Source organism: Hydrogenophaga aromaticivorans (assembly GCF_013387465.1).
Lineage (GTDB): Bacteria > Pseudomonadota > Gammaproteobacteria > Burkholderiales > Burkholderiaceae_C > Hydrogenophaga > Hydrogenophaga aromaticivorans.
The window spans coordinates 69,248-91,401 of record NZ_VYGV01000025.1 but is presented as its reverse complement, the minus strand read 5'-3'; the positions used below and the strand labels follow the sequence as shown (position 1 = coordinate 91,401).

The 22,154-nt window shown below is 65.8% G+C and carries 23 protein-coding genes; 5 read left to right on the top strand and 18 right to left on the bottom strand.

The features are described from left to right. Positions 1-181: 181 nt before the first annotated feature. On the bottom strand, positions 182-1,093 hold the full coding sequence (locus F3K02_RS22520; RefSeq protein WP_177138154.1) for an AEC family transporter: 912 nt from the start codon (positions 1,091-1,093) through the stop codon (positions 182-184). A 209-nt stretch (positions 1,094-1,302) separates the two neighbouring features. Here F3K02_RS22520 and F3K02_RS22515 point away from each other — a divergent pair, with 209 nt between their 5' ends. Beyond that, entirely contained in the window at positions 1,303-2,280 is a 978-nt protein-coding gene (locus tag F3K02_RS22515; protein ID WP_177138153.1) for a tripartite tricarboxylate transporter substrate binding protein BugE, read from the top strand. Continuing rightward, on the top strand, positions 2,280-3,197 hold the full coding sequence (gene xerD, locus F3K02_RS22510; RefSeq protein WP_177138150.1) for a site-specific tyrosine recombinase XerD: 918 nt from the start codon (positions 2,280-2,282) through the stop codon (positions 3,195-3,197). Before F3K02_RS22515 ends, xerD begins: the two co-directional genes overlap by 1 nt. Positions 3,198-3,212: 15 nt before the next feature. Here xerD and F3K02_RS22505 read toward each other — a convergent pair whose 3' ends face one another. From F3K02_RS22505 to F3K02_RS22465, 9 genes are all read right to left on the bottom strand, one after another. Beyond that, the gene (locus F3K02_RS22505) at positions 3,213-4,076 is read right to left on the bottom strand and encodes a PA4780 family RIO1-like protein kinase (RefSeq protein ID WP_177138148.1); all 864 of its coding nucleotides are present in this window, start codon (positions 4,074-4,076) and stop codon (positions 3,213-3,215) included. Positions 4,077-4,104: 28 nt separating this feature from the next. Then, on the bottom strand, positions 4,105-4,356 hold the full coding sequence (locus F3K02_RS22500) for a hypothetical protein (protein ID WP_177138146.1): 252 nt from the start codon (positions 4,354-4,356) through the stop codon (positions 4,105-4,107). A gap of 71 nt (positions 4,357-4,427) precedes the next feature. Further along, positions 4,428-5,873: a phospholipase D-like domain-containing protein gene (locus F3K02_RS22495; RefSeq protein WP_177138144.1), complete on the bottom strand. Its 1,446-nt coding sequence runs from the start codon at positions 5,871-5,873 to the stop codon at positions 4,428-4,430. Positions 5,874-5,959: 86 nt separating this feature from the next. Next, positions 5,960-6,544, bottom strand: a complete 585-nt coding sequence (locus F3K02_RS22490; RefSeq protein WP_177138142.1) for a DUF1439 domain-containing protein — start codon at positions 6,542-6,544, stop codon at positions 5,960-5,962. A 6-nt stretch (positions 6,545-6,550) separates the two neighbouring features. Then, on the bottom strand, positions 6,551-6,808 hold the full coding sequence (locus F3K02_RS22485) for a DUF3297 family protein (RefSeq protein WP_177138141.1): 258 nt from the start codon (positions 6,806-6,808) through the stop codon (positions 6,551-6,553). Between the two features lie 52 nt (positions 6,809-6,860). Next, complete coding sequence (dbpA, locus tag F3K02_RS22480) at positions 6,861-8,282, bottom strand: ATP-dependent RNA helicase DbpA (RefSeq protein ID WP_177138139.1); 1,422 nt, start codon at positions 8,280-8,282, stop codon at positions 6,861-6,863. A 173-nt stretch (positions 8,283-8,455) separates the two neighbouring features. Continuing rightward, on the bottom strand, positions 8,456-9,943 hold the full coding sequence (locus tag F3K02_RS22475; protein WP_177138136.1) for a sensor histidine kinase: 1,488 nt from the start codon (positions 9,941-9,943) through the stop codon (positions 8,456-8,458). Then, a complete protein-coding gene (locus F3K02_RS22470; protein WP_177138134.1) occupies positions 9,940-10,968 on the bottom strand; it encodes a sensor histidine kinase in 1,029 nt (342 codons plus the stop codon). The genes F3K02_RS22475 and F3K02_RS22470 overlap by 4 nt, the downstream gene beginning before the upstream one ends. A gap of 157 nt (positions 10,969-11,125) precedes the next feature. Next, on the bottom strand, positions 11,126-11,995 hold the full coding sequence (locus F3K02_RS22465; protein ID WP_246309725.1) for a ferritin-like domain-containing protein: 870 nt from the start codon (positions 11,993-11,995) through the stop codon (positions 11,126-11,128). Between the two features lie 71 nt (positions 11,996-12,066). Here F3K02_RS22465 and F3K02_RS22460 point away from each other — a divergent pair, with 71 nt between their 5' ends. Together F3K02_RS22460 and hslO are read left to right on the top strand one after the other, a co-directional pair. Beyond that, positions 12,067-12,591, top strand: a complete 525-nt coding sequence (locus tag F3K02_RS22460) for a gamma carbonic anhydrase family protein (RefSeq protein ID WP_177138132.1) — start codon at positions 12,067-12,069, stop codon at positions 12,589-12,591. 38 nt (positions 12,592-12,629) lie between these two features. After that, positions 12,630-13,610 (top strand): Hsp33 family molecular chaperone HslO, encoded by a 981-nt coding sequence (hslO, locus tag F3K02_RS22455; protein WP_177138129.1) that lies wholly within the window; start codon positions 12,630-12,632, stop codon positions 13,608-13,610. 13 nt (positions 13,611-13,623) lie between these two features. Here hslO and F3K02_RS22450 read toward each other — a convergent pair whose 3' ends face one another. The 8 genes from F3K02_RS22450 to F3K02_RS22415 form a co-directional block, all read right to left on the bottom strand. Next, complete coding sequence (locus tag F3K02_RS22450) at positions 13,624-14,856, bottom strand: AGE family epimerase/isomerase (protein WP_177138127.1); 1,233 nt, start codon at positions 14,854-14,856, stop codon at positions 13,624-13,626. Further along, positions 14,853-15,530 (bottom strand): AAA family ATPase, encoded by a 678-nt coding sequence (locus F3K02_RS22445; RefSeq protein ID WP_343067133.1) that lies wholly within the window; start codon positions 15,528-15,530, stop codon positions 14,853-14,855. Before F3K02_RS22445 ends, F3K02_RS22450 begins: the two co-directional genes overlap by 4 nt. Before the next feature lie 56 nt (positions 15,531-15,586). Beyond that, entirely contained in the window at positions 15,587-15,871 is a 285-nt protein-coding gene (locus tag F3K02_RS22440) for an FtsB family cell division protein (protein ID WP_177138123.1), read from the bottom strand. Between the two features lie 38 nt (positions 15,872-15,909). Continuing rightward, positions 15,910-17,193, bottom strand: coding sequence for a phosphopyruvate hydratase (gene eno, locus F3K02_RS22435; RefSeq protein WP_177138121.1), 1,284 nt, complete (start codon positions 17,191-17,193; stop codon positions 15,910-15,912). A gap of 43 nt (positions 17,194-17,236) precedes the next feature. Beyond that, on the bottom strand, positions 17,237-17,590 hold the full coding sequence (locus tag F3K02_RS22430; protein ID WP_218179552.1) for a DUF1330 domain-containing protein: 354 nt from the start codon (positions 17,588-17,590) through the stop codon (positions 17,237-17,239). Continuing rightward, positions 17,587-18,441 carry a 3-deoxy-8-phosphooctulonate synthase gene (gene kdsA / locus F3K02_RS22425; protein ID WP_177138118.1) on the bottom strand — a complete coding sequence of 285 codons (855 nt, stop codon included), beginning with the start codon at positions 18,439-18,441 and terminating at the stop codon, positions 17,587-17,589. Before kdsA ends, F3K02_RS22430 begins: the two co-directional genes overlap by 4 nt. Positions 18,442-18,453: 12 nt before the next feature. Then, complete coding sequence (pyrG, locus tag F3K02_RS22420) at positions 18,454-20,121, bottom strand: CTP synthase (protein ID WP_177138116.1); 1,668 nt, start codon at positions 20,119-20,121, stop codon at positions 18,454-18,456. A gap of 91 nt (positions 20,122-20,212) precedes the next feature. After that, entirely contained in the window at positions 20,213-20,776 is a 564-nt protein-coding gene (locus tag F3K02_RS22415) for a hypothetical protein (protein WP_177138115.1), read from the bottom strand. A gap of 118 nt (positions 20,777-20,894) precedes the next feature. Between F3K02_RS22415 and coaBC the strand changes: the two genes are divergently transcribed. Then, on the top strand, positions 20,895-22,121 hold the full coding sequence (coaBC, locus tag F3K02_RS22410) for a bifunctional phosphopantothenoylcysteine decarboxylase/phosphopantothenate--cysteine ligase CoaBC (RefSeq protein WP_177138113.1): 1,227 nt from the start codon (positions 20,895-20,897) through the stop codon (positions 22,119-22,121). Positions 22,122-22,154 lie beyond the last annotated feature (33 nt).

Genomic DNA, 22,154 nt, shown 5'->3' with positions numbered 1-22,154 from the left:
AAAGTACCCGTTGGACACGGCCTGCATGCGATCACGCACATGGTGGGCCTGAATGGGCTAAACCGTACCAATTTTGCCATACCGTCATTGAACAGGCCTGTCGCTGTTCAGTTCCACTGGTACGCGTGACCCGATGCATGAGGCCGCCGACCCAGCAACCGTTCATGCCCCTCAAACTGGATCAGAGCGCGTTCAGGACGCCAATTGCAAACGGCAAACTCACCATCCCCAGCAAGGTGGACAGTGTGACCAGCCCTGCCACATACGGCCCGTTGTAGCCCATGCGGGCGGCCAGCACGTAACAGCTGGACGCGGTGGGCACGGCGGAGAACATCAGCAGGACCGTGGTTTGTGTGGCATCGAGCTGGAACAGGCGGGACAGGCCCAGCGCCATGAGCGGCATGCCGAGGTGTTTGACGGCCAGCACCGCCACCCCGAGCGTCTTGGCCGCGTGCAGCGAACCGAGCTGCATCCCTGCACCGGCCGCCATCAGGCCGAGCGCCAGCGAGGCCTGGCCGATGCGGCTCACCGTGGGTTCCAGCCAGACTGGGATCTGGAAGCCCAGCAGGTTGGCCACCAGGCCCGAAGCGGTACCGATGATCAGTGGGTTGCGCAGCAGTTCACCCACAAAGTGCTTCTGTGCGTGGCGGGCCATGGGCCACACGGCACCCACATTGAACAGCGGCACGCACACGCCGATGATCACCGCGATGAGCTGCAGGCCCTGCGGGCCGGCCACTTTGTCGGCCAGGGCCAGGGCGATGAAGGAGTTGAAGCGAAAGCCGATCTGTGCGCTGGCGGCGTGCAGCCGCACGTCCAGCCGCTTGCCGAGCCAGGGCCAGTGCGGCAGTGAATACGAGAGCCCGATGCCCAGCAGGCCGAGTGTGAAGCCGGCGGCCATGAGGCTGGAGGTGGCCCCCAGGTCCAGCGGGCTTTTCACGATGGACTGGAACAGCAGCACCGGAAACAGGAAGTAGTAGACCAGGCTCTCGATGGGCTCCCAGACCTTGCGGTCGAGTGCGGTGAAACGGCAGAGCAGGTAGCCGATCAGGATGAGCGAAAAGTCGGGGAAGAGCAGCTGGGCAAAGTTCACGGAAGGAGCATAGCGCCCGCCGTCGGTTCGATACGGGGGTTTGTACTTATGTAGTCTCCCCATGGCCAAGGGCCTCGCGGCTGTCTACAGTGTCTGTCGAGGCGGGTTCGATCAACAGCCTGTCTGATCTGGCGCGCGCGCGCCGGATCGCCGCAGGTAATATGACCCTGCTATCCTTTTTGTTGCCTCTCTTTCAAGGAGTGTTTGCCATGGTATTGCGTCGTCAGCTGTTTGCCTGGGGTCTGGTCACTGCTTCGGTCGTTGCGGCCACCGGGGCCTGGGCACAGGCTTTCCCGAACAAGCCCGTGCGGATCCAGGTGCCGTTTGCGCCCGGCGGGACGACCGACATCATTGCGCGCGTCATGTCCGAGCCGCTGGGCAAGACCCTGGGCCAGAGCGTGGTCGTGGAGAACAAGGCCGGCGGCGGCGGCGTGGTGGGGGCCCTGGAACTCTCGCGGGCCTTGCCCGACGGACACATCCTGGGCATGGCCACCGTGTCCACCACAGCGGCCAACCCGGCCATCAACCCCAAGATCCCGTACAACACGCTCACGGACTTCACGCCCATCATCAACATCGCGGCCACACCCAACGTGATCGCGGTGCACCCCAGCTTTCCGGCCAAGGACTTCAAGGCCTTCCTGGCCGAGCTGAAAAAGAACCCGGGCAAGTACAGCTACGCCAGCTCGGGCACGGGCGGCATCGGCCACCTGCAGACCGAGCTGTTCAAGAGCCTGGCCGGCGTTTTCATGACGCACATTCCCTACCGCGGCGCCGGTCCGGCGCTCAACGACACCGTGGGCGGCCAGGTCCCCATCATCTTTGACAACCTGCCCTCAGCGTTGCCACACATCAAGGCCGGGCGGCTGATCCCCATCGTGGTGGCCGCGCCCGACCGCCTGGCCGCGTTGCCCAACGTGCCGACCTTCAAGGAAGTGGGCATGGAGCCGGTCAACCGCATGGCTTACTACGGTCTGATCGCGCCCAAGGGCCTGCCCAAGGATGTCGTGGACAAGGTCTACAACGCCACCAAGCAGGCGCTGGCCGACCCGGCTGTGAAAAAGCGCATTGAAGACACCGGTTCGCTCATCGTGGGCAACACCCCGGCCGAATTCGCCGAGCAGATCAAGGCCGAGTACGAGGTCTACAAGACGGTGGTCGCCAAGCAGAAACTCAAGCTGGACTGATGGACAAAGCCCTGGCAACGGCCAGCGAGGCCAGCGCCGGGGCCTTCATCGATGCGCTCTGGCTGGAGGAAGGCCTCTCGCGCAACACGCTCGACGCCTACCGGCGCGACCTCACGCTGTTCGGCCAATGGCTGGCCGCACGCGGCACGGCATTGCCCGAGGCCGGTGAAAGCGACATCAACGCCTACTTCGCCGAACGCCACGCCCAGACCCGCGCCACCACCGCCAACCGGCGGCTCACGGTGTTCAAGCGCTATTACCGCTGGGCGCTGCGCGAACGCCTGATCACCACCGACCCGACGCTGCGCCTGATGGCCGCACGGCAGCCGATGCGCGTGCCCAAGACGATGAGCGAGGCGCAGGTCGAGGCCCTGCTCAACGCGCCCGACACCAGCACGCCGCTGGGCCAGCGCGACCGCGCCATGCTGGAGCTGATGTACGCCAGCGGCCTGCGCGTGAGCGAGCTGGTGAAGCTCAAGACCTTTCATGTGGGCATGAACGAGCACGTGCTGCGCATCACCGGCAAGGGCAACAAGGAGCGGCTGGTGCCGTTCGGACAGATTGCCGGGCAGTGGCTGCAGACCTGGCTGGGCCAGGGGCGGCGCGAGGTGCTGGGAGGCTTGCAGAGCGAAGACCTGTTCGTCACCTCGCGCGGCTCGCGCGCGGGTGAGGCCATGACGCGCGCCATGTTCTGGCAGCTGGTGAAGAAATACGCGCTGGTCGCCGGCATCACCTCACCACTGTCGCCGCACACGCTTCGCCACGCTTTCGCCACCCACCTGCTCAACCACGGCGCCGACCTGCGCGCGGTGCAGATGTTGCTGGGCCACGCCGACATTTCCACCACCACCATCTACACGCACGTGGCGCGGGAGCGGCTCAAGAGCATCGTGGCGCAGCACCACCCGCGTGGCTGAATCAGTCCACGCAGCTCACTGCGCCATGCGCAGTCGACGTGCCGCGTCTTCATCGCGCGCGTCGTCGATCTCGCGCATCACGCTGGCCAGGTCCACTTCGGCGTGGGACGGCGTGTAGCGCCCGGTGAGCAGCGTGTCGTTGCTCAGCAGGCCACGCTGGTAGAGGCTCCAGATCTCGGGACCGTACCGGGTGGCCAGCAGCTCGGGCGCAAACTGGCCAAAGAAGTCGCGCAGGTTGGCCACGTCGCGCAGCAGCATGCGCGGTGCGTGGTTGTTGCCGGCAGCGTCCACCGCCTGCGGCAGGTCGATGATCACGGGGAAGTCCTCACCGTCCGCTTCGCCCGAATGCGCGAGCAGGATGTTGAATTCCGACAGATCGCCGTGCACCACGCCCGCGCACAGCATGCGCACCACCTCGGCCACCAGGGTGGCGTGGTGCTGGCGCGCCTGACCGGGCGTGAAACGCACATCGTTCAGGCGCGGGGCGGCGTCGCCATGGGCGTCGGTCACCAGCTCCATCAGCAGCACGCCGTCACAGAAGTTGTAGGGCTGCGGCACGCGCACGCCGGCCGCGGCCAGGCGGTACAGCGCATCCACCTCGGCGCTTTGCCAGGCCGCCTCCTGCGCCTCGCGGCCAAATTTCGTGCCTTTGGCCATGGCGCGGGCCTGGCGCGAGTTCTTGACCTTGCGGTTTTCGGTGTAGTCCACCGCCTGGCGAAAGCTGCGGTTGTTGGCCTCTTTGTAGATCTTGGCGCAGCGCGTTTCATCGCCGCAGCGCACCACAAACACCATGGCCTCCTTGCCGCTCATGAGCTGGCGCACAACGGAGTCGATCAGACCTTCTTCGATCAGCGCCTGCAGGCGGGGCGGCGCCTTCATGCGGACCAGCGTTCGTTGCGGGAAGCGCTCACTTGGGCGCCAGCGACCAGCCGGCGCGCTGGTTCGTCTTGTCGTTGGTGTAGTGCCAGTGGGCGCCGCAGCGGTCGCAGAAATAGCCGGTGATCGTCACCTGCACATCGCCGCGCAGTTCCTTGCGGTGGTTGCCCTGCTGCAGCTCGGCATGGCCGGGTGCGCCGCGCCAGTTGCGCTGGATGCCCTGGCATGGTTCGCACAGCGGCGAGGGTTCGATGGGGCTGGTGGCGTCTGGTGCTGGATTCATGGCTTTAGGGGGGCGTGCGATCACGCGGGTTCAGGAAAGAGATTGTGCGCCCAGCGACTGGTGTGCTGCGACTACATCAGGAAGTCGAGCAGGCTGGCGATCGGGGCGATGGCGCGCATCTTGAACAAGGTGTCCTCATCGGCGTCTTTCACCAGGGCATTCAGCCCGCCCGCGTTGGCCCCACCCACCACCGCGCGGGACTGCGCGATACGCAGGCGCATGTTGTGTTGCAGGGTCTCGGCGAGGAAGCGGTTGTTGCGGCAGACCACCATCAGCTCCGAGTTCAGGTTGGCTGAACGGGGATCGATGTTGTAGGTGCCGACGACGATGGTGTGGTCGTCGAACACCGCCCGTTTGGCGTGTACGCCCCAGCGCGGCGAAGCGGAGGGCCGCTCGCTGCCCGCCAGCGCCTGCCCGCCATAGGCCCAGACTTCCAGTTTCGGCAGGGACAGGCGATCGAGGGAATTCGCCAGACTGGCCACGGTGTAGAACGCGTCGGTGGAATACAGGCTGTTCGTCAGAATCTGCAGCTTGACGCCGCGTTGCGCCACCTGCTGCAACACCGCGAGACCGTCGTCGCGCAAGACCAGGTAGGGGCTCTCCACCATGATCTGCTGGCGCGCCTCTTTGGCCAGCCGGGTGAGCTCCAGAAACACCTTGCGCCGCTCCACGCCCGAGCCCGGGTAGTCGGTGACGAAGTGCATGTCGTTGCAGGTGCTCAACGCGTGCTGGGGCGGGTGGCGCTGCAGTTCGGCGGCCAATGCGGCCTCGGCGGCGGTGGGCAGGCCCAGCAGTTCCGGGCCGGGCAGGGTCGACGATGCGGCCACGTCGATGGGGTTGGTCACCCAGTCCGATGCCCAGTACAGCTCGAAGCTGTCCGTGATGCCCGACGCCACGGGGCCATCGATGTACATGTCGCTGTCGAGGAAGTTGTAGCGTTCCGAGAGGTCGAAATAGTCGTCGGCGATGTTGCGCCCGCCGATGATGGCCTTCTGGCGGTCCACCACCAGCAGCTTGCGGTGGGTGCGGTGGTTCGAGGCGAAGAACCGGGCCAGGCCCGCGGTGTTGTAGTAACGCACCTCCACGCCTGCGGCCTCCAGCGCCTGGGCGTAGTGCGGCGCGAGCTTGAAGACCGGCAGCGCGAAGTCCACCAGCAGGCGCACCTTGACGCCTTCGCGGGCCTTGCGGGCCAGGGCTTGCGTCACCAGCCGGCTCGCGGTGTCGACCTCGTAGATGAAAAATTCCAGCTCGATGGACTCTTTGGCTTCTTCAATGAGCCGCATGCGCGTGGCCAGCGAGTCGAAGCCCACGTCGAGCAGGGCCACCGTGTGGGGCTCGTGCGAGCGCACGTCGATGGCGGGGTGCGTGGGGGCCTTGCCCAGCCACTGCCGTTCGCTCGCTTCCTGGATACCCAGGAAACCGAGGTAGAGCAGCACGGGCAGGCCCACGAAGATGCCCGCCAGGCTCCAGGCCAGGACTTTCGCGGCCCGCCAGAGGGTCCATCGGCTCCCACTCATGCTGTATTCCCTGTCATCGTTTGAATGAGGTGTGCGGGCGCAGTATCGCACCCGTTGTCAGGCGCGAAGTGACAGCCGGCCGGGGCCTACAGCGGCCTGGTGACCAGCTCGACCGCCAGGCCTTGATCGGTCACGGTGATGCGACCCGGTCGCAGACCCAGCAGGTCGGCCATCGCCGTTTCCTGGGCGTTCAACTGGTACAGCACCACTTCGCGCAGGGACTGTTCGGCCAGCGCCGGCGCATAGGTGTTGAGCAGCTCCGCCGCGTCGGCCGGCAGGCCGGGGAAACGCATGCGGTAGACCTTGAGCTGGTGGGCGCGCAGCGTCCGATCGCTGTGCTCGTAGCGCAGCGCGAAATCGACGGTGAACGTGCCCGGCTGGCTGCGCTGCAGGATCGGGCCGGCCGCGTTCACCGCCATCTCGGCGCGCAGCCGGTTCGAGGCCGGCAGCAAGCCCAGTTGCGGCACCGCCAGGTCCAGGTTCACCAGCCCGGCCACCGGGTAACGCAGTGGGAAACGTTTGCCCACCTCGCTCTGCAGCACATCGAGCGGCACGTTCAGGCGGGGCGGCGAGGCGGGCGCCGCGTCCGGTGAAGGCGCGGCCTGTGCCCGTGCCGCGCCGATCCAGGGCAGCAGCGGTATCCAGGCGGTCAGCAAGACGCGGCGGTGCATGGCGGTCTACTTGTAGAACACCTCGACCTGGCCCTTGAGCTGGATCAGCAGGGGCTGCCCTTTGCGGTCCACCGTCTTGCTGGAGGGCACTTTGACCCAGCCTTCGCTGATGCAGTATTCGGCCACGTCGAAGCGCTCCTTGTGATTGAAGCGGATGCCGATGTCGTGTTCGAACACGGCGGCCACGTGGTGCGGGCTGCGTGGGTCGATGGAGAGGCGGTCGGGCAGGGCGGGTTGGGCCGGTTGGGTGTTCGTGTCGTTCATGGGTCTATTTTCGGGGAGTTCTGGTGGGTCGGCAGGCGGCGGTCCGGCGGCATCAATCGGCCAGCACCCGCACCTTCACGCTCTTGCCCTTGATGCGGCCATCGTTCAGCCGGCTGGCGACCTGTTCGGCGATGGCGCGGTCCACCGCGACGTAGGTGGACCAGTCGTTGACGTTGATCTTGCCAACCTGTTCGCGCGTGTAGCCGAGGTCGGCGGTGAGCGCGCCCAGCACGTCGCCGGGGCGGATCTTTTCCTTGCGACCGCCCTGGATGTGCAGTGTGACCATCGGTGGCATGAGCGGGCCTTTGCCGGTGGGAACCAGTTCGGCCAGTTCGTGCCATTCGGATTCGCGGCCCTGCAGCTGCTCGATCTTGCCCACGCTGCCCATCTCGTTCATGCTGGCCAGGTTCAGCGCCAGGCCGCTTTCGCCGGCGCGCCCGGTGCGGCCGATGCGGTGGATGTGCACCTCGGGGTCGGGCGTCACGTCCACGTTGATCACGGCGGCCAGGCTCGCGATGTCGAGCCCGCGCGCGGCCACGTCGGTGGCCACCAAGACCGAGCAACTCTTGTTGGCAAAGCGCACCAGCACCTGGTCGCGCTCGCGCTGCTCCAGTTCACCGAAGAGCGCCAGTGCGCTCATGCCTTGCGCCTGCAGCACGGCCACGAGATCGCGGCACTGCGCCTTGGTGTTGCAGAACGCGAGCGTGCTCGCCGGGCGGAAGTGCAGCAGCAGCTGGCTCACCGCGTGCAGTCGCTCGTTGTCCTTCACCTGGTACCAGCGCTGTTCAATCTGGCCACCGGCGTGCTGCGCCTCCACCGTCACCGTGACGGGATCGCGCATGAACTGCGCGGCCAGCTTGGCGATGCCTTCCGGGTAGGTGGCGGAGAACAGCAGGGTCTGGCGATCTTTCGGGCACTGGCGTGCGACCTTCACGATGTCGTCGAAGAAACCCATGTCGAGCATGCGGTCGGCTTCGTCGAGCACCAGGGTGTTGAGCGCGTCGAGTTGCAGACTCTGGCGCTCCAGGTGGTCCATGATGCGGCCGGGTGTGCCGACCACGATGTGCGCGCCGTGCTCCAGCGTGGCCAGCTGCCCGCGCAGCGGCACACCGCCGCACAGCGTGACGACCTTGATGTTGTCTTCGGCGCGCGCCAGGCGGCGGATTTCGGTGGTCACCTGGTCGGCCAGCTCGCGCGTGGGGCAGAGCACCAGGGTCTGCACGGCGAAACGGCGCGGGTTCAGGTTGGCCAGCAGGGTGAGGGCGAAGGCGGCGGTCTTGCCGCTGCCGGTCTTGGCCTGGGCAATGATGTCTTTGCCCAGCAGGGCGGCTGGCAGACTGGCGGCCTGGATGGCCGTCATGCTCAGGTAGCCGAGCTGCTGCAGGTTGGCCAGCATGGCCGGTGTGAGCGGCAACTGGCTGAAATCGGCGGCGGATGCCGCGAGGGGAGAAGCGTTCGGGGAAGCGGTGGTCATTCCCGATTATCGGCGCACCGTTCGGGTGAACGGTATCGGTTCGCCATCTTGCCGGCGCTCACACCGCGACGCATGAACTGATCCAACCCAGGGCACCGCCGGGCCGGCTTTGCCGGACGGCCAGTGCCGCCCCCTTGAGGGGGTTGCGCGAAGCGCGGCGGGGGTGTTTCAAGTCAAGTGCTCAGCGTGAAGTGGAACGCGGCGCCCAGACCGGGCTCGGAAAAGGCCCAGACCCGGCCGCCGTGGCGCATGACGATGCGCTGCACGATGGTCAGGCCGATGCCGGTGCCGGCGTACTCGTCTTCGCGGTGCAGGCGCTGGAAGGGGCCAAAAAGGCGGTCGGCCGAGGCCATGTCGAAGCCGCATCCGTTGTCGCGCACAAAGAAAATGGTTTCGCCGTTGAGGGTCTTGCTGCCGACGTCGATGTGGGTGATCTCTTTGCGGGCAGAAAACTTCCAGGCGTTTCGCAACAGGTTGTCGAGCAGGCTGCGCACCAGGGTCGGGTCGGCCATGGCTTCCAAGTTCGGGGCGATCCGCACCTGGGCCACCCGTTCGGGGGCGGCCTCCATGAGCTGGGCGGCGATCTCGCTGGCGATTTCACTGACATTGACCACGCGCAGTTGCATCGGCAGCTGGTTCAGGCGCGACATGTGCAAGAGCGCGTCGATCAGCGCCCCCATGCGCTGGCCCGCGGTCACGATCCGGTTGACCAGATCGATGCTGTCGGCACCCAGTTCGCTGGCGTGTTCCCGGATCAGTTCCTGGCCAAACCCGACGATGACCCGGACCGGGGAGCGCAGGTCGTGCGCCACCGAATAACTGAAGGCTTCGAGCTCTTTGAGGCACTGCTTGAGCTCGATGGTGCGCTCGGCCACCAGGCTCTCCAGGCTGTCGTTGAGCAGCTTCAGCCGGAGTTCGCTGTTCTTGCGCGCCGAGATGTCCTGCACCACGCCCGTCATGCGCCGGCCGGAGGCGTGGCCCGCGTCGAGCTTGATCCAGCGCGGCGGGACGTCTTCGGACAGCACACGAAACTCTTCGCTGAACCGCTTCAGTTTGGCCAGGCTCTCGTCCAGCCGGGCGGTCACCTCGGCCCGTTCCTCGGCGTCCACGCACGAGAGCAGGTCGTCCCGGCAGTGTGGCTGGTTCGGTGACCAGCCCAGCAGATCGGCCGTTCGGGGCGAAGCGGTGATGGCCGAGGTGGCCGTGTTCATTTCCAGCACACCCATGCTCGCGGCATCCAGGGCCTGCTGCAACAATTGGCGGTTGTCCACGAGTTCAACTTCCAGCTTGTATCGCTCGAAGGCCATCTGGATGGTGGCGTGCAGCTCGCGCTCCGAAAAGGGCTTGAGCAGGTAGCCATAGGGGCGGGTCTGTCGCGCGCGCTCCAGCGTGGAATCTTCGGAATAGGCGGTGAGGTAGATCACCGGCGTCGAGTGGGTTTCACGCAGCCGGGATGCCACCTCGATGCCGTCCATGTCGCCCTGGATGTGGATGTCCATCAACACCAGATCGGGCAGGGTCTGCGAGACCATTTCCATGCATTCTTCACCGGAAACCGCTATGGCGGGCACGTCGTAGCCCAGCTGCGCCAGACGCTGTTGCAGGTTGAAGGCGACGATGCTCTCGTCTTCCACCACCAGGATGCGGGAGGGACTGTTCATTTTTTTCGTTCCAGAGGAAAACGCAAGGTGAAACAGGTGGGTCCACTGCGCTGCACGTCCAGCCGGCCATGGAGCTGGCGCGTGAGCAACTGGACCAGTTGCAGGCCGAGTGAACCGCTGCGTTCGAGGTTCTGATGCTCGGGAATGCCGAGACCATCGTTGCTGATGGCGAGTTCGATGTGGTGGTCGTCGTCCTGGCGCATGAGCACGCGGACCGTGCCACACTGCCCGGCCGGAAAGCCGTGTTTGAGCGCGTTGCTCACCAGTTCGTTCACGATGAGGCCACAGGGGATCGCTTCGTTGATGGGCAGCTTGACCTGGTTGGCCTCGATCGCCATGGCCACATGCCCGGCCACCATGCCGTAGGAGTCCATCAGGTTGGGCAGCAGTTCACCCAGAAACTGCTGAAACTCCACCTGGGCGAAGTCGTGCGACTGGTACAGGGTCTGGTGGATCATCGACATCGACCGGATCCGGTTCTGGCTGTCGCGCAACATGGCCACGAGATCCGGGTCCTTGATCTTGAGCGCCTGCAGGTCGAGCAGGCTGTGGATCACCTGCAGGTTGTTCTTGACGCGGTGGTGCACCTCTTCCAGCAGCAATTCTTTTTCCTGCAGGGCGTCGTGGATGCGCTTCTCGTTTTGCTTGCGTTCGCTCAGGTCCAGAATCACCGACAGGATCATCGGGCCTTCACCGGTATCGACCGGGTTGATGCCGATCTCCACCGGAAACTCGCTGCCGTCCTTGCGCAGGCCGCTGAGGTCGCGGCCGGCGCCCATGGGGCGGGCGGTGGCTTCGGACTGGAAGCCCCGGCGGTAACCCGGATGCGCATGGCGGTAACGCTCGGGCACCAGCACCTCGACCGGTTGCCCCAGCAGCTCTTCGCTGGTGTAGCCGAAGGTGGACTCGGCCAGCCGGTTCAGGCGCGTGATCACCCCCTGCTGGTTGACCACCACCATGGCGACCGGTATGCGGTCAAAGGCCTGCCCGAGGTACTCGTCCAGCTGGATGTGTTTTACGCTCATTGCCAATATTCGGAAAGGTCATTGCCTCACCGCCTGCCCTCATGCAACGCGGCTCTGCGGCGCAGCATAAGCGCGAATCGGCAACACTGCACGTGGAAGAACCCTTGTCCGCACAGGCTGTGCGGGCCGCGGGCAACAAACCGCTTCGTCGCGCGGTTCAGTCCCCCAGCAGATAGTCCAGTTCCTGCTGGCTGAAGCCGGCCTCGCGCCGGGCCGCGTCGTTGAACGGTGGTTTCAGTCTGGGCGCGTTGTGCGTGCGCGAGAGCACACGGTAGTGCGCCAGCGGGTCCAGTCCCTGCTGCGCGCAGAGCCAGCCGTACCAGCGGTTGCCGATGGCGACATGGCCGATCTCGTCGCGCAGGATCACGTCGAGGATTTCGACGGTGCGAAGGGCTGCGGGGGTGTTGACCTTGCGCAGGCGGGCCTGGATCAGCGGGGTGGCGTCGAGCCCGCGCGCTTCGAGCGTGCGCGGCACCAGCGCCATGCGCGCGGTGATGTCGTGCTGCGTCTTCACGCACATTTCCCACAGGCCATCGTGCGCGGGAAAGTCGCCGTAGTGGAAGCCCAGGCTTTGCAGGTGCGTGTGCAGCAGGTCGAAATGCGTGGCCTCTTCCGCGGCCACGCGCAGCCAGTCGCGGTAGAAGTCGAGGGGCATGCCGGCGAAGCGCCAGACCGCATCGAGCGCCAGGTTGATGGCGTTGAATTCGATGTGGCAGACCGCGTGCAACAGTGCGGCCAGGCCGTCGGTGGTGAAGGGCGAACGGTGCGGCACGTCCATGGGTGGCACCAGGGCGGGTCGGTCCGGCCGACCCGGCAGGGGTGCGCCGGGCGCGGGGTTCAGGGGGTCGTTGGGGCGCAGGGCGTCGAGGCATCGATCCGCATCGGCGCACGCACCGAGGGCTGCCCACAGCACCAGAGCCGCCTGGGCCTTGTGGCCCGGGTCGGGGATGCAGAGCGTGTGCAAGGCGCGTTCCCTCAGGCTGGTGCCGGGCATGTCGGAAGGGGGGCGGTCATCGGGGCGCTGCATCCCTACAATTCTAGGTTTCGCGTGTGGCCCCCCGGGCACCGCAACAACAACCAGGATTGGAGACACCCGGCATGGCGATCTATGAACTCGATGGCGTGGCGCCGCGCGTGGCCGATTCGGCCTGGGTGGCCGAGAACGCGTTGGTGATTGGGGATGTGAGTCTGGGCGAGCACGCGAGCGTGTGGTTCGGCACCACGGTGCGCGGCGACACGGCCACCATCACCGTCGGCGCCGGCAGCAACATCCAGGACGGCAGCGTGCTGCACGCCGACGACGGGCTGCCTTTGACCATCGGCGCCCACGTGACCGTGGGCCACCAGGTGATGCTGCACGGCTGCACCGTGGGGGACGAATCGCTGATCGGCATCGGTGCCATCGTGCTCAACGGCGCGAAGATCGGCAGGAACTGCCTGGTGGGCGCGGGCGCGCTGGTGACCGAGGGCAAAGAATTTCCCGATGGCTCCATGATTATTGGCAGCCCGGCCAAGGTGGTGCGCCAGCTCACGCCCGAGCAGATCGAAGGCTTGCGCCTGAGCGCGAAACACTATGTCGAGAACGCGGAGCGCTTCCGGCGCGGCTTGAAAAAGATCGCTTGACCCCGATCTGCCAGCGTTGACCGAATCGAAAGAACCCCTTGTCCGAACTCCACAAATTCATGTTTGAAGGCCTGCCCGTGCGCGGCATGCTGGTGCGCCTGACCGGTGCCTGGACCGATATCCTGCAGCGGCGCGAGCAGGCGGGCGGCTATCCGGCGGCGGTGCAGGAACTGCTGGGCGAGATGACCGCCGCGGCCACGCTGATGCAGGCCAACATCAAGTTCAATGGCGCGCTGGTCATGCAGATCATGGGCGACGGCCCGGTGAAGCTCGCCGTGGCCGAGGTGCAGCCCGACCTGAGCCTGCGCGCCACGGCCACGGTGTTGGGCGAGGTGGCGGCCGATGCGCCGCTCTCGCACATGGTCAACGTGAACAACACGGGCCGCTGTGCCATCACGCTCGACCCGAAGGACCGCCAGCCGGGCCAGCAGCCCTACCAGGGCGTGGTGCCGCTGTTTGGGGACCGCCACGAGAAGCTGGAAAAGCTCAGCGAGGTGATCGAACACTACATGCTGCAGAGCGAGCAGCTCGACACCCGCCTGGTATTGGCCGCGAACGACAAGGTGGCCGCAGGCCTGCTGATCCAGCGCCTGCCGCTGCAGGGTGAGGCCAACCTGGCCGGTGCCGGCGCGGTGGCCAGGGACGAAGACCAGATCGGCCTGAACGAGGACTACAACCGCATCGCCATCCTGGCCGCCAGCCTCAAACGCGAGGAGCTGCTGGAGCTGGACGCCGAAACCATCCTGCGCCGCCTGTTCTGGGAAGAAGACCTGCGCCGCTTCGAACCCCTCGTGGGCGACGAAGGCCCGCGTTTTGCCTGCACCTGCTCGCGCGAGCGCGTGAGCGGCATGCTGCGCAGCCTGGGGCGCGACGAGATCGAATCCATCATCGCCGAGCAGGGCCAGGTGGAGGTGGGCTGCGACTTCTGCGGCGCGCAGTACCGGTTCGATCCGGTGGACGCGGCGCAGGTGTTTCTGCAGCCGCACACGCAGCCGCCCGCCACGCCCAATCTTCAGTGAACGGCGGGCAGGGTCAGGTTGTCGCGCGCAGCCGCCGCGCGCCCTGGCCCAGTGTGTCGAGGACGTCGTGACACGCCCCCATGGTGTGGTAGTCCACCTTGCCTGCGGGGCTTTTTTCGTCGCTGATCTTGGTGTTGTCGGCGCGCAGGATGCGCCACCAGACACCGTGTTGATGGTCCACGAAATGCTGCCAGGCGTAGGCCCATAGGCGGTCGTAGTCGGCCCAGTAGCGCGCCTCGCCGGTGGCCTGGGCCAGGCGCGCCGCCGTGGCCAGCGACTCGGCCTGGACCCAGAAATACTTGTCGCTGTCGCACACGCTGCCGTCGGGCGCGAAACCATAGAACAGGCCGCCGTGTTCGGTATCCCACGACTTCGCCATCGCGGTGTCGAAGAACAACCGGGCGCGCGGCAGGTGGTCGGCGCGTGGGCGGCGCTGATCGAGCAACAGCAACAGCTTGGCCCATTCGGTCAAGTGGCCGGGCTGGAAGCCCCAGGGGCGGAAGATGTTGCTCTTGTCGTCCTTGTTGTAGTCCCAGTCGACTGACCAGTCGGCGCGGTAGTGTTCCCACACCAGGCCATCGGCCAGCGCCGCCTGGCGGATGCAGATGTGATCGGCCAGGCGCTCGGCGCGGACGAGGTAGCGGGTCTCGCCGGTGGCGTCGAAGGCGGCCAGCAGCGCCTCGCACAGGTGCATGTTGGCGTTCTGGCCCCGGTAGTCGCTGAGCACCCCGTCGGGGCCGATCTCGTCGGCGTAGAGGCCGTGGTCCGGTTCCCAGAAGCGCTGCTCCAGCAGTTCGAAGGTTTCGGCGATGCCGGCGTGCGCCTCGGGCAGACCGGCCATGAAGGCGTGTGCGTGGGCCAGCAGGACGAACGCCAGGCCGTAGGCGTGCTGGGTGCTGTCGAGCACGGTCTTCTTCCCGTCGCGCCAGTCCAGCAGCCAGGTGTAGCCACCGCTGTGGGGGTCGCGGTGCGCGCGGCGCAGGAAGTCGAAGGCGTGGGACAGCGCCTGGCGGTGCGAGGCGTCGGCCCCCGAGCGCACGGCCATGGCGTAGGTGAAGACGAAGCGGGTGCTGCTGACCAGGTGACGGGTGTGGCGGTCGTAAACCTCGCCGTTGTCCCGGAAAAAATGGAACAGACCACCGCTGGGGTCGATGGCCCGGGGGTGGTAGAAGGCCATGCAGTCGCGCACGTGTGCACGCAGGAAATCGGGTGAACGGAAGTCGGGCAGGGGTTGCGCCGGGATCATGGTGGCGGGTCCTTGGCGTGATCGGTGGTCAGAAGCTGGCTGAACAGGCGGTGTTCGCAGTCCGGGTCGCTGCAACTGTCGCAGACCCAGCGCCCCCGGCCCTGGCGCAGCACCGGGTCGTCGGCCAGCAGCGGCCGGCCGAGGTGCTTGCCGATGGCCCTCAAGGCCTGCTGCAGGCGTGCGGGGCCTTTTCCATAGATGGTCTGGTAACGCACGCCGGCGATCTGCAGCTCGCGTCGCAGCACCGCGTCGGTGGCGTCGCGCACGGCCGGGCTGTCGCGAAACAGGCCGTCGGCGACCCAGGGCAGGTCCAGCCCCATCAGCAGTGTCAGGCCGTAGCCGCGCTGTTCGGCCCGGGCGGCGAGCAGCAGTGAGGAGTCGTTGAAGTACAGCTCGCTGTAGGCCGCGATCACGAGCGAGGTGGTATCGGCCACCACGAGCTCCACACCCTGCTGGCTGGCAGCCTGCGCGATGAGCGCTGTCTGCTCGGCCGCGCGAGCGGACTGTTCATCGGCGCGCGGCGCGCGACCCATGGTCTCGCACCAGTGCCGGAGTTGTTCGGCAACGAGCGCAGTGGGGATGTGGAGCACGTCGTTGAGGTGCCGGCACAGCGCCTGCGCCAGGTCGGACTTGCCGGTGGATTCACCACCCAGCAGCGTGATCGTCGTGGCCACGGGCGGGGCGTTCAACGGTGCGTGATGGCGGTGATGCGCGAAAGACGCTCAGCCGCTCAGGGCCGGGTCTGTGCGATCTGGACAAAGACCTCGTTGGGCTTGACCATGCCCAGGTTTTGCCGGGCCAGCTCTTCCACCATGTCCAGGCCCTCTTGCAGGTCGCGCACCTCGCTGGCCAGCTGGTCGTTGCGCAGTGTGGCCTCGTGGTTGCTGTGCTCCAGCTTGGCCAGCTCCTGCTTCATGCCGGACACCGTGGGCACGCTGCCCCGACCGAACCAGAGCTGCGCGTGCAACACAAGCAGCAGCGTGATCAGGAGGGCGGGGATGAAGCGTGAACCCATGGTGGCAGGAGTCTATCGGTGCAAGAGGCCCGCAGACATCACTTCAAGTTGTAAAAGGCGGCGCGACCCGGGTACACGGCCACTTCGCCCAGGTCTTCTTCGATGCGCAGCAGCTGGTTGTACTTGGCCATGCGGTCCGAGCGCGACAACGAGCCGGTCTTGATCTGGCCGGCGTTGGTGCCGACGGCGATGTCGGCGATGGTGCTGTCTTCGGTCTCGCCCGAGCGGTGCGAGATCACGGCGGTGTAACCCGCGCGCTTGGCCATCTCGATGGCGGCAAAGGTTTCGGTCAGCGTGCCGATCTGGTTGATCTTGATCAGGATCGAGTTGGCAATGCCCTTGTCGATGCCTTCTTTCAGGATCTTGGTGTTGGTGACGAACAGGTCGTCGCCCACGATCTGCACCTTCTTGCCCAGGCGGTCGGTCATGAGCTTCCAGCCGTCCCAGTCGCCTTCGGCCATGCCGTCTTCGATGCTGATGATGGGGTACTTGTCGACCCAGTTGGCCATCATGTCGGTCCACTCCTGGGCGGTGAGGCTCAGGCCTTCGCCGGCCAGCTCGTACTTGCCATCCTTGTAGAACTCGGAGGCGGCGCAGTCCAGGCCCAGGGCGATCTGCTCGCCAGCCACGAAGCCGGCCTTGTCGATGGCTTCCAGGATCATCTGGATCGCCGCTTCGTGGTTGTCCACGTTGGGGGCAAAGCCGCCTTCGTCGCCCACGGCCGTGCTGATGCCGCGGTCGTGCAGGATCTTCTTCAGCGCATGGAACACCTCAGCGCCGTAGCGCAGGGCCTCGCGGAAGCTCGGTGCCCCCACAGGGATGATCATCAGCTCTTGCAGATCGAGGTTGTTGTTGGCGTGCTCGCCGCCGTTGATGACGTTCATCATCGGCACGGGCATCTGCACCGCGCTCATGCCACCAAAGTAGCGGTACAGGGGCAGGCCGGCTTCTTCGGCGGCGGCGCGGGCCACGGCCATGGACACAGCGAGCAGGGCGTTGGCGCCCAGGCGGCCCTTGTTGTCGGTGCCGTCGAGGTCGATCAGGGTCTTGTCCAGGAAGGCCTGCTCGGAAGCGTCGAGGCCCAGCACGGCTTCGGAGATTTCGGTGTTGATGTGTTCGACGGCCTTCAAGACACCTTTGCCGAGGTAACGGCTCTTGTCGCCGTCGCGCAGCTCGATGGCTTCGCGGCTGCCGGTGGAGGCGCCCGACGGCACGGCCGCACGGCCCATCACGCCGCTCTCCAGCAGCACGTCGCATTCAACGGTGGGGTTGCCACGGCTGTCCAGCACTTCGCGGCCGACGATATCAACGATTGCACTCATGTTTTCAACCTTTGGATCAACAAAACAAAAAAGATGAGGACGCTCAGACGCCCTCGACAGCAAACATGCGGATCGAGCCCGCGCCTTCCCGCAACTGGCGGGCATGGGTATAGGTTTCGGAGTGGTAGTAGGCCTGCGCGGTGGCCAGGTCCTTGAACTTGAGCACGACCACACGCTGCGGATGCCAGTCGCCCTCGAGGGGCTCGACGCGACCGCCGCGGACCAGCGCCTCGGCGCCAAATTCCGTCATGGCGCGCGAACTCCATTCGCGGTAGACCTTCATCTGCTCTTCGTTGGTGACGGTCACTTCCGCAATGATGTACGCACAAGGTATTGAACCTTCGCCCTCACGGGCTGCGGTGCGAGCTTGCTTGGGGCGGTCCGGCGCTTCGCTCATTGGAAGTCGTTCTCCAGCAGTGGTGTTTTCTTGACGACGGCATCGAGCGCCACCAGTGTTTCGAGCAGCGCCTTCATGTGCTTGAGCGGCACGGCATTGGGGCCGTCCGACCAGGCCTCGGCGGGCTTGGGATGGGTTTCCATGAACAGGCCCGCGACCCCGGCGGCCACACCCGCACGCGCCAGCACCGGCACCATCTCGCGGGCACCGCCACTGACCGAGCCCAGGCCGCCCGGCTTCTGCACCGAGTGGGTCACGTCGAACACCACGGGCGCGCCGGACTTGCGCATCTCGGCCAGGCTGGTCATGTCGGCCACCAGGTTGTTGTAGCCAAAGCTCACGCCGCGTTCGCAGGCCAGGAAACGGTCTTCGGACAGGCCGGCTTCCTTGGCTGCATCGCGGGCCTTATCGATGACATTCTTCATGTCCCAGGGCGCGAGGAACTGGCCCTTCTTGATGTTCACCGGCTTGCCCGACTGCGCCACGGCGCGGATGAAATCGGTCTGGCGACACAGAAAGGCCGGCGTCTGCAGCACGTCCACCACGCTGGCCACTTCGGCCACGTGCGACGTGTCGTGCACGTCGGTGAGCACCGGCAGGTCCAGCTGGCGGCGCACCTCGTCCAGGATCTTCAGGCCGGCGTCGATGCCCACGCCGCGCTGGCTGGTGCCCGAAGAACGGTTGGCCTTGTCGAACGAGCCCTTGTAGATCAGCGGAATGCCCAGCGCCGAGCAAGCCTCCTTGAGCTGACCGGCGACGTCGATGGACATCTGCAGTCCTTCGATCGAGCAGGTGCCGGCGATCAGGAAGAAGCGCTGGTCCAGACCGACATCGAATCCGCAGAGTTTCATGAGGGCGTTCCGTTACGCGGCAAGGGCGGCCTGGCGGCTGTGCTGGTGTTCCACCGCGGCCTTGACGAAGGCGTTGAAGAGGGGGTGTCCGTTCCAGGGCGTGGACTTGAACTCGGGGTGGAACTGCACGCCGATGAACCAGGGATGCACAGCCTTGGGCAGCTCGACGATTTCAGTCAGTTGCTCGCGCTGGGTGAGCGCGGAGATCACCAGGCCGGCCTTGCGCAAGCGTTCGAGGTAGTTGACGTTGGCCTCGTAGCGGTGGCGGTGGCGCTCGGTGACCACATCGCCGTAGATGCTGTGGGCCAGGGTGCCGCTCTCGACGTCGGAGCTCTGGGCGCCCAGGCGCATGGTGCCCCCCAGATCGGAGCTCGCGCTGCGTGTCTGGATGCTGCCATCGGCGTCCTTCCATTCGGTGATCAGGGCGATCACCGGGTGCGGGGTGGCCGGGTCGAACTCGGTGCTGTTGGCACCTGCGAGGCCGGCCACATGGCGGGCGTACTCGATGGTGGCCACCTGCATGCCCAGGCAGATGCCGAGGTAAGGCACCTTGTGTTCGCGGGCGAAGCGGGCGGTGTTGATCTTGCCCTCGACGCCGCGCTGGCCGAAACCGCCCGGCACGAGGATGGCGTCGTACTGAGCGAGCTTGTCCGCGGCGTCGGCGCCTTCCATGGTCTCCGAGTCGACGTGATCGATCTTCACGCGCACGTGGTTGCGCATGCCGGCGTGGCGCAGCGCTTCGTTGACCGACTTGTAGCTGTCGGACAGGTCGACGTACTTGCCGACCATCGCGATGCAGACCTCGCCTTGCGGGTGTTCGGTCTCGTGCACCAGGCTGTCCCAGCGCTTGAGGCTGGTGGGGGGTGTATTCAGACGCAGCTTGTCGCAGATCAGGCCGTCCAGGCCCTGCTCGTGCAGCATGCGTGGCACCTTGTAGATGGTGTCCACGTCCCACATGCTGATCACGCCCCACTCGGGCACGTTGGTGAACAGTGAAATCTTGGCGCGCTCTTCTTCCGGGATGCGGCGGTCGGCGCGGCAGAGCAGGGCGTCGGCCTGGATGCCGATCTCACGCAGCTTCTGCACCGTGTGTTGCGTGGGCTTGGTTTTCAGCTCGCCAGCGGCGGCAATCCACGGCAGGTAGGTCAGGTGCACGAAGGCCGTGTTGTTCGGCCCCATGCGCAGGCTCATCTGCCGCACGGCCTCCAGGAAAGGCAGGGACTCGATGTCGCCCACCGTGCCGCCGATTTCAACGATGGCCACGTCCACCGCGTCGGGCGTGCCGATGCCGGCACCGCGCTTGATGAACTCCTGGATTTCGTTGGTGACGTGCGGGATCACCTGCACCGTCTTGCCGAGGTAGTCGCCGCGGCGTTCCTTCTCCAGCACCGACTGGTAGATCTTGCCGGTGGTGAAGTTGTTGGTCTTCTTCATGCGCGTTTCGATGAAACGCTCATAGTGGCCCAGGTCCAGGTCGGTTTCGGCGCCGTCGTCGGTGACGAAGACCTCACCGTGCTGGAAGGGCGACATGGTGCCCGGGTCCACGTTGATGTACGGGTCGAGCTTGATGAGGGTGACGTTGAGGCCGCGCGATTCGAGGATCGCAGCCAGGGAAGCAGAAGCGATGCCCTTGCCCAGGGAGGACACCACACCGCCGGTGACGAACACAAATTTGGTCATGTCTCGGGCGAGCCGGTCGCTCGCAGGAGGTGGAAATGCCGATTATAGAGGGCACCCCACGCCATCATCGCCCCTGAGGGTGGGCGCGGGCTCAGTTGCCGCGCACCATCAGGAGAAAGCTTCGCGAGAGCATATTGCTGCCACCCTGGACTTGTGCAGTCACCGTGACTTTGAATTCCTGTGTCGCCGCGGTTTCGTTGTCGTAGCAGTCCGGGAAGCCCTTACAGACCTGCGTGACCAGGCCATTGTCTGGTCCAATACGTAGGTTGGCGCGCATGGCGTTGACCGCCGCGGTCGACACATTGCTGCTGGGGTCGATCTGCATTTTGTAGGTTAACGCGTGGCCAGCGGGCTCCGACGCGGCCGACGCATTGATTGCCCACTTCGACTGGCTCGGATCGGCGGCCGAATAGGCTGGGTTCACCGGTCCCGGATCACGCTCGCCACTTGCGAAGAAAGCGCCATTGGACTTGAGCCGGTCGAGCGGGTGGTAGCTCTCGCTGTCGGCAAACCACACATTGGCCAAAGGAGCGCCGGTGGGTTTCACATGGTCAAGGGCATCGTCCGAACCACCCCCGCAGGCCATCAGCAGCGTTGGCAGCAAGCACAGCACGGTGACAGAGAACAATTTGCGGGGGTTAAATGGGAGGTACATGGGCGTGTGGTGCTGGATGGTTTTTGATGGAGACTGTATCGCCTTGCGATTATGTCCGCTCGGCTGTTTGGGCCTCTCGCCTCTATATGGTGGGCATACAAACTGATACATTGAAGCCATGAACGACCTCGCCGGAAAACACATCGTCCTGGGCCTCTCGGGTGGCATCGCCTGCTACAAGGCGGCTGAGCTCTGTCGCACGCTGATCAAGGAGGGCGCCTCGGTGCAGGTGGTCATGACCGAGGCGGCCGAGCAGTTCATCACGTCGGTCACGATGCAGGCGTTGTCGGGGCGCCCTGTGTTCACCTCGCAGTGGGACCAGCGCTCATCCGGTGGCTCGGACAACAACATGCCGCACATCAACCTCAGCCGCGAGGCCGACGCGATCCTGGTGGCGCCGGCCAGTGCCGACTTCATGGCCAAGCTGTTGCATGGCCGGGCCGATGAACTGCTGAGCCTGATGTGTCTGGCGCGGCCTCTGGAAAAGGTGCCGCTGATCCTCGCGCCCGCCATGAACCGCGAGATGTGGGCGCACCCGGCCACGCAGCGCAACGTGGCCCAGCTGCGCACCGACGGCACCACCGTGCTGGATGTCGGCGTGGGCGATCAGGCTTGCGGCGAAACGGGTGATGGCCGCATGCTGGAATCCGACGAACTGCTGTACGAGCTGGTGCGGTTTTTCACACCCAAGGTGCTGGCGGGCCAGCAGGTGCTGGTGAGCGCCGGCCCCACGTACGAGGCCATCGACCCGGTGCGCGGGTTGACCAACCTTTCCAGCGGCAAGATGGGTTTTGCCATCGCGCGTGCGGCGCACGAAGCGGGCGCTCACGTGACCCTGGTGGCCGGACCGGTGAGCCTGCCCACGCCGCGTGGGGTGGGGCGCATCAATGTGAAGTCGGCGATGAACATGCAGAAGACGCTCAACGTGTTGAGCCAGACCGCGACGGTGTTCATTTCGGCCGCCGCCGTGGCCGACTGGCGCCCTGTGGAGTCGGCCAACGAAAAAATCAAGAAGGACGGCAGTGGCCGGGTGCCCACCTTGTCCTTTGTGGAGAACCCGGACATCCTGGCGGGGATCGCCTCGGGCGCCCGGGCCCAGAACCACCAGCTGTTCTGCGTGGGCTTTGCGGCCGAGAGCCACGATCTGCTGGCGAACGCCCAGGCCAAGCGCGAACGCAAGGGCGTGCCCCTGCTGGTGGGTAATATCGGGCCCGACACCTTCGGTCAGGACGACAACGCCCTGCTGCTGGTGGATGCCCAGGGCACCACCGATCTGCCCAAAGCCTCCAAGCTGCAGCTCGCCCGCCAGCTCGTGGCCGAGATCGCACGGCGTCTGCCGACCTGATCCTGTCGCCGGTCCGCTTGCCAGCTTGGCGGT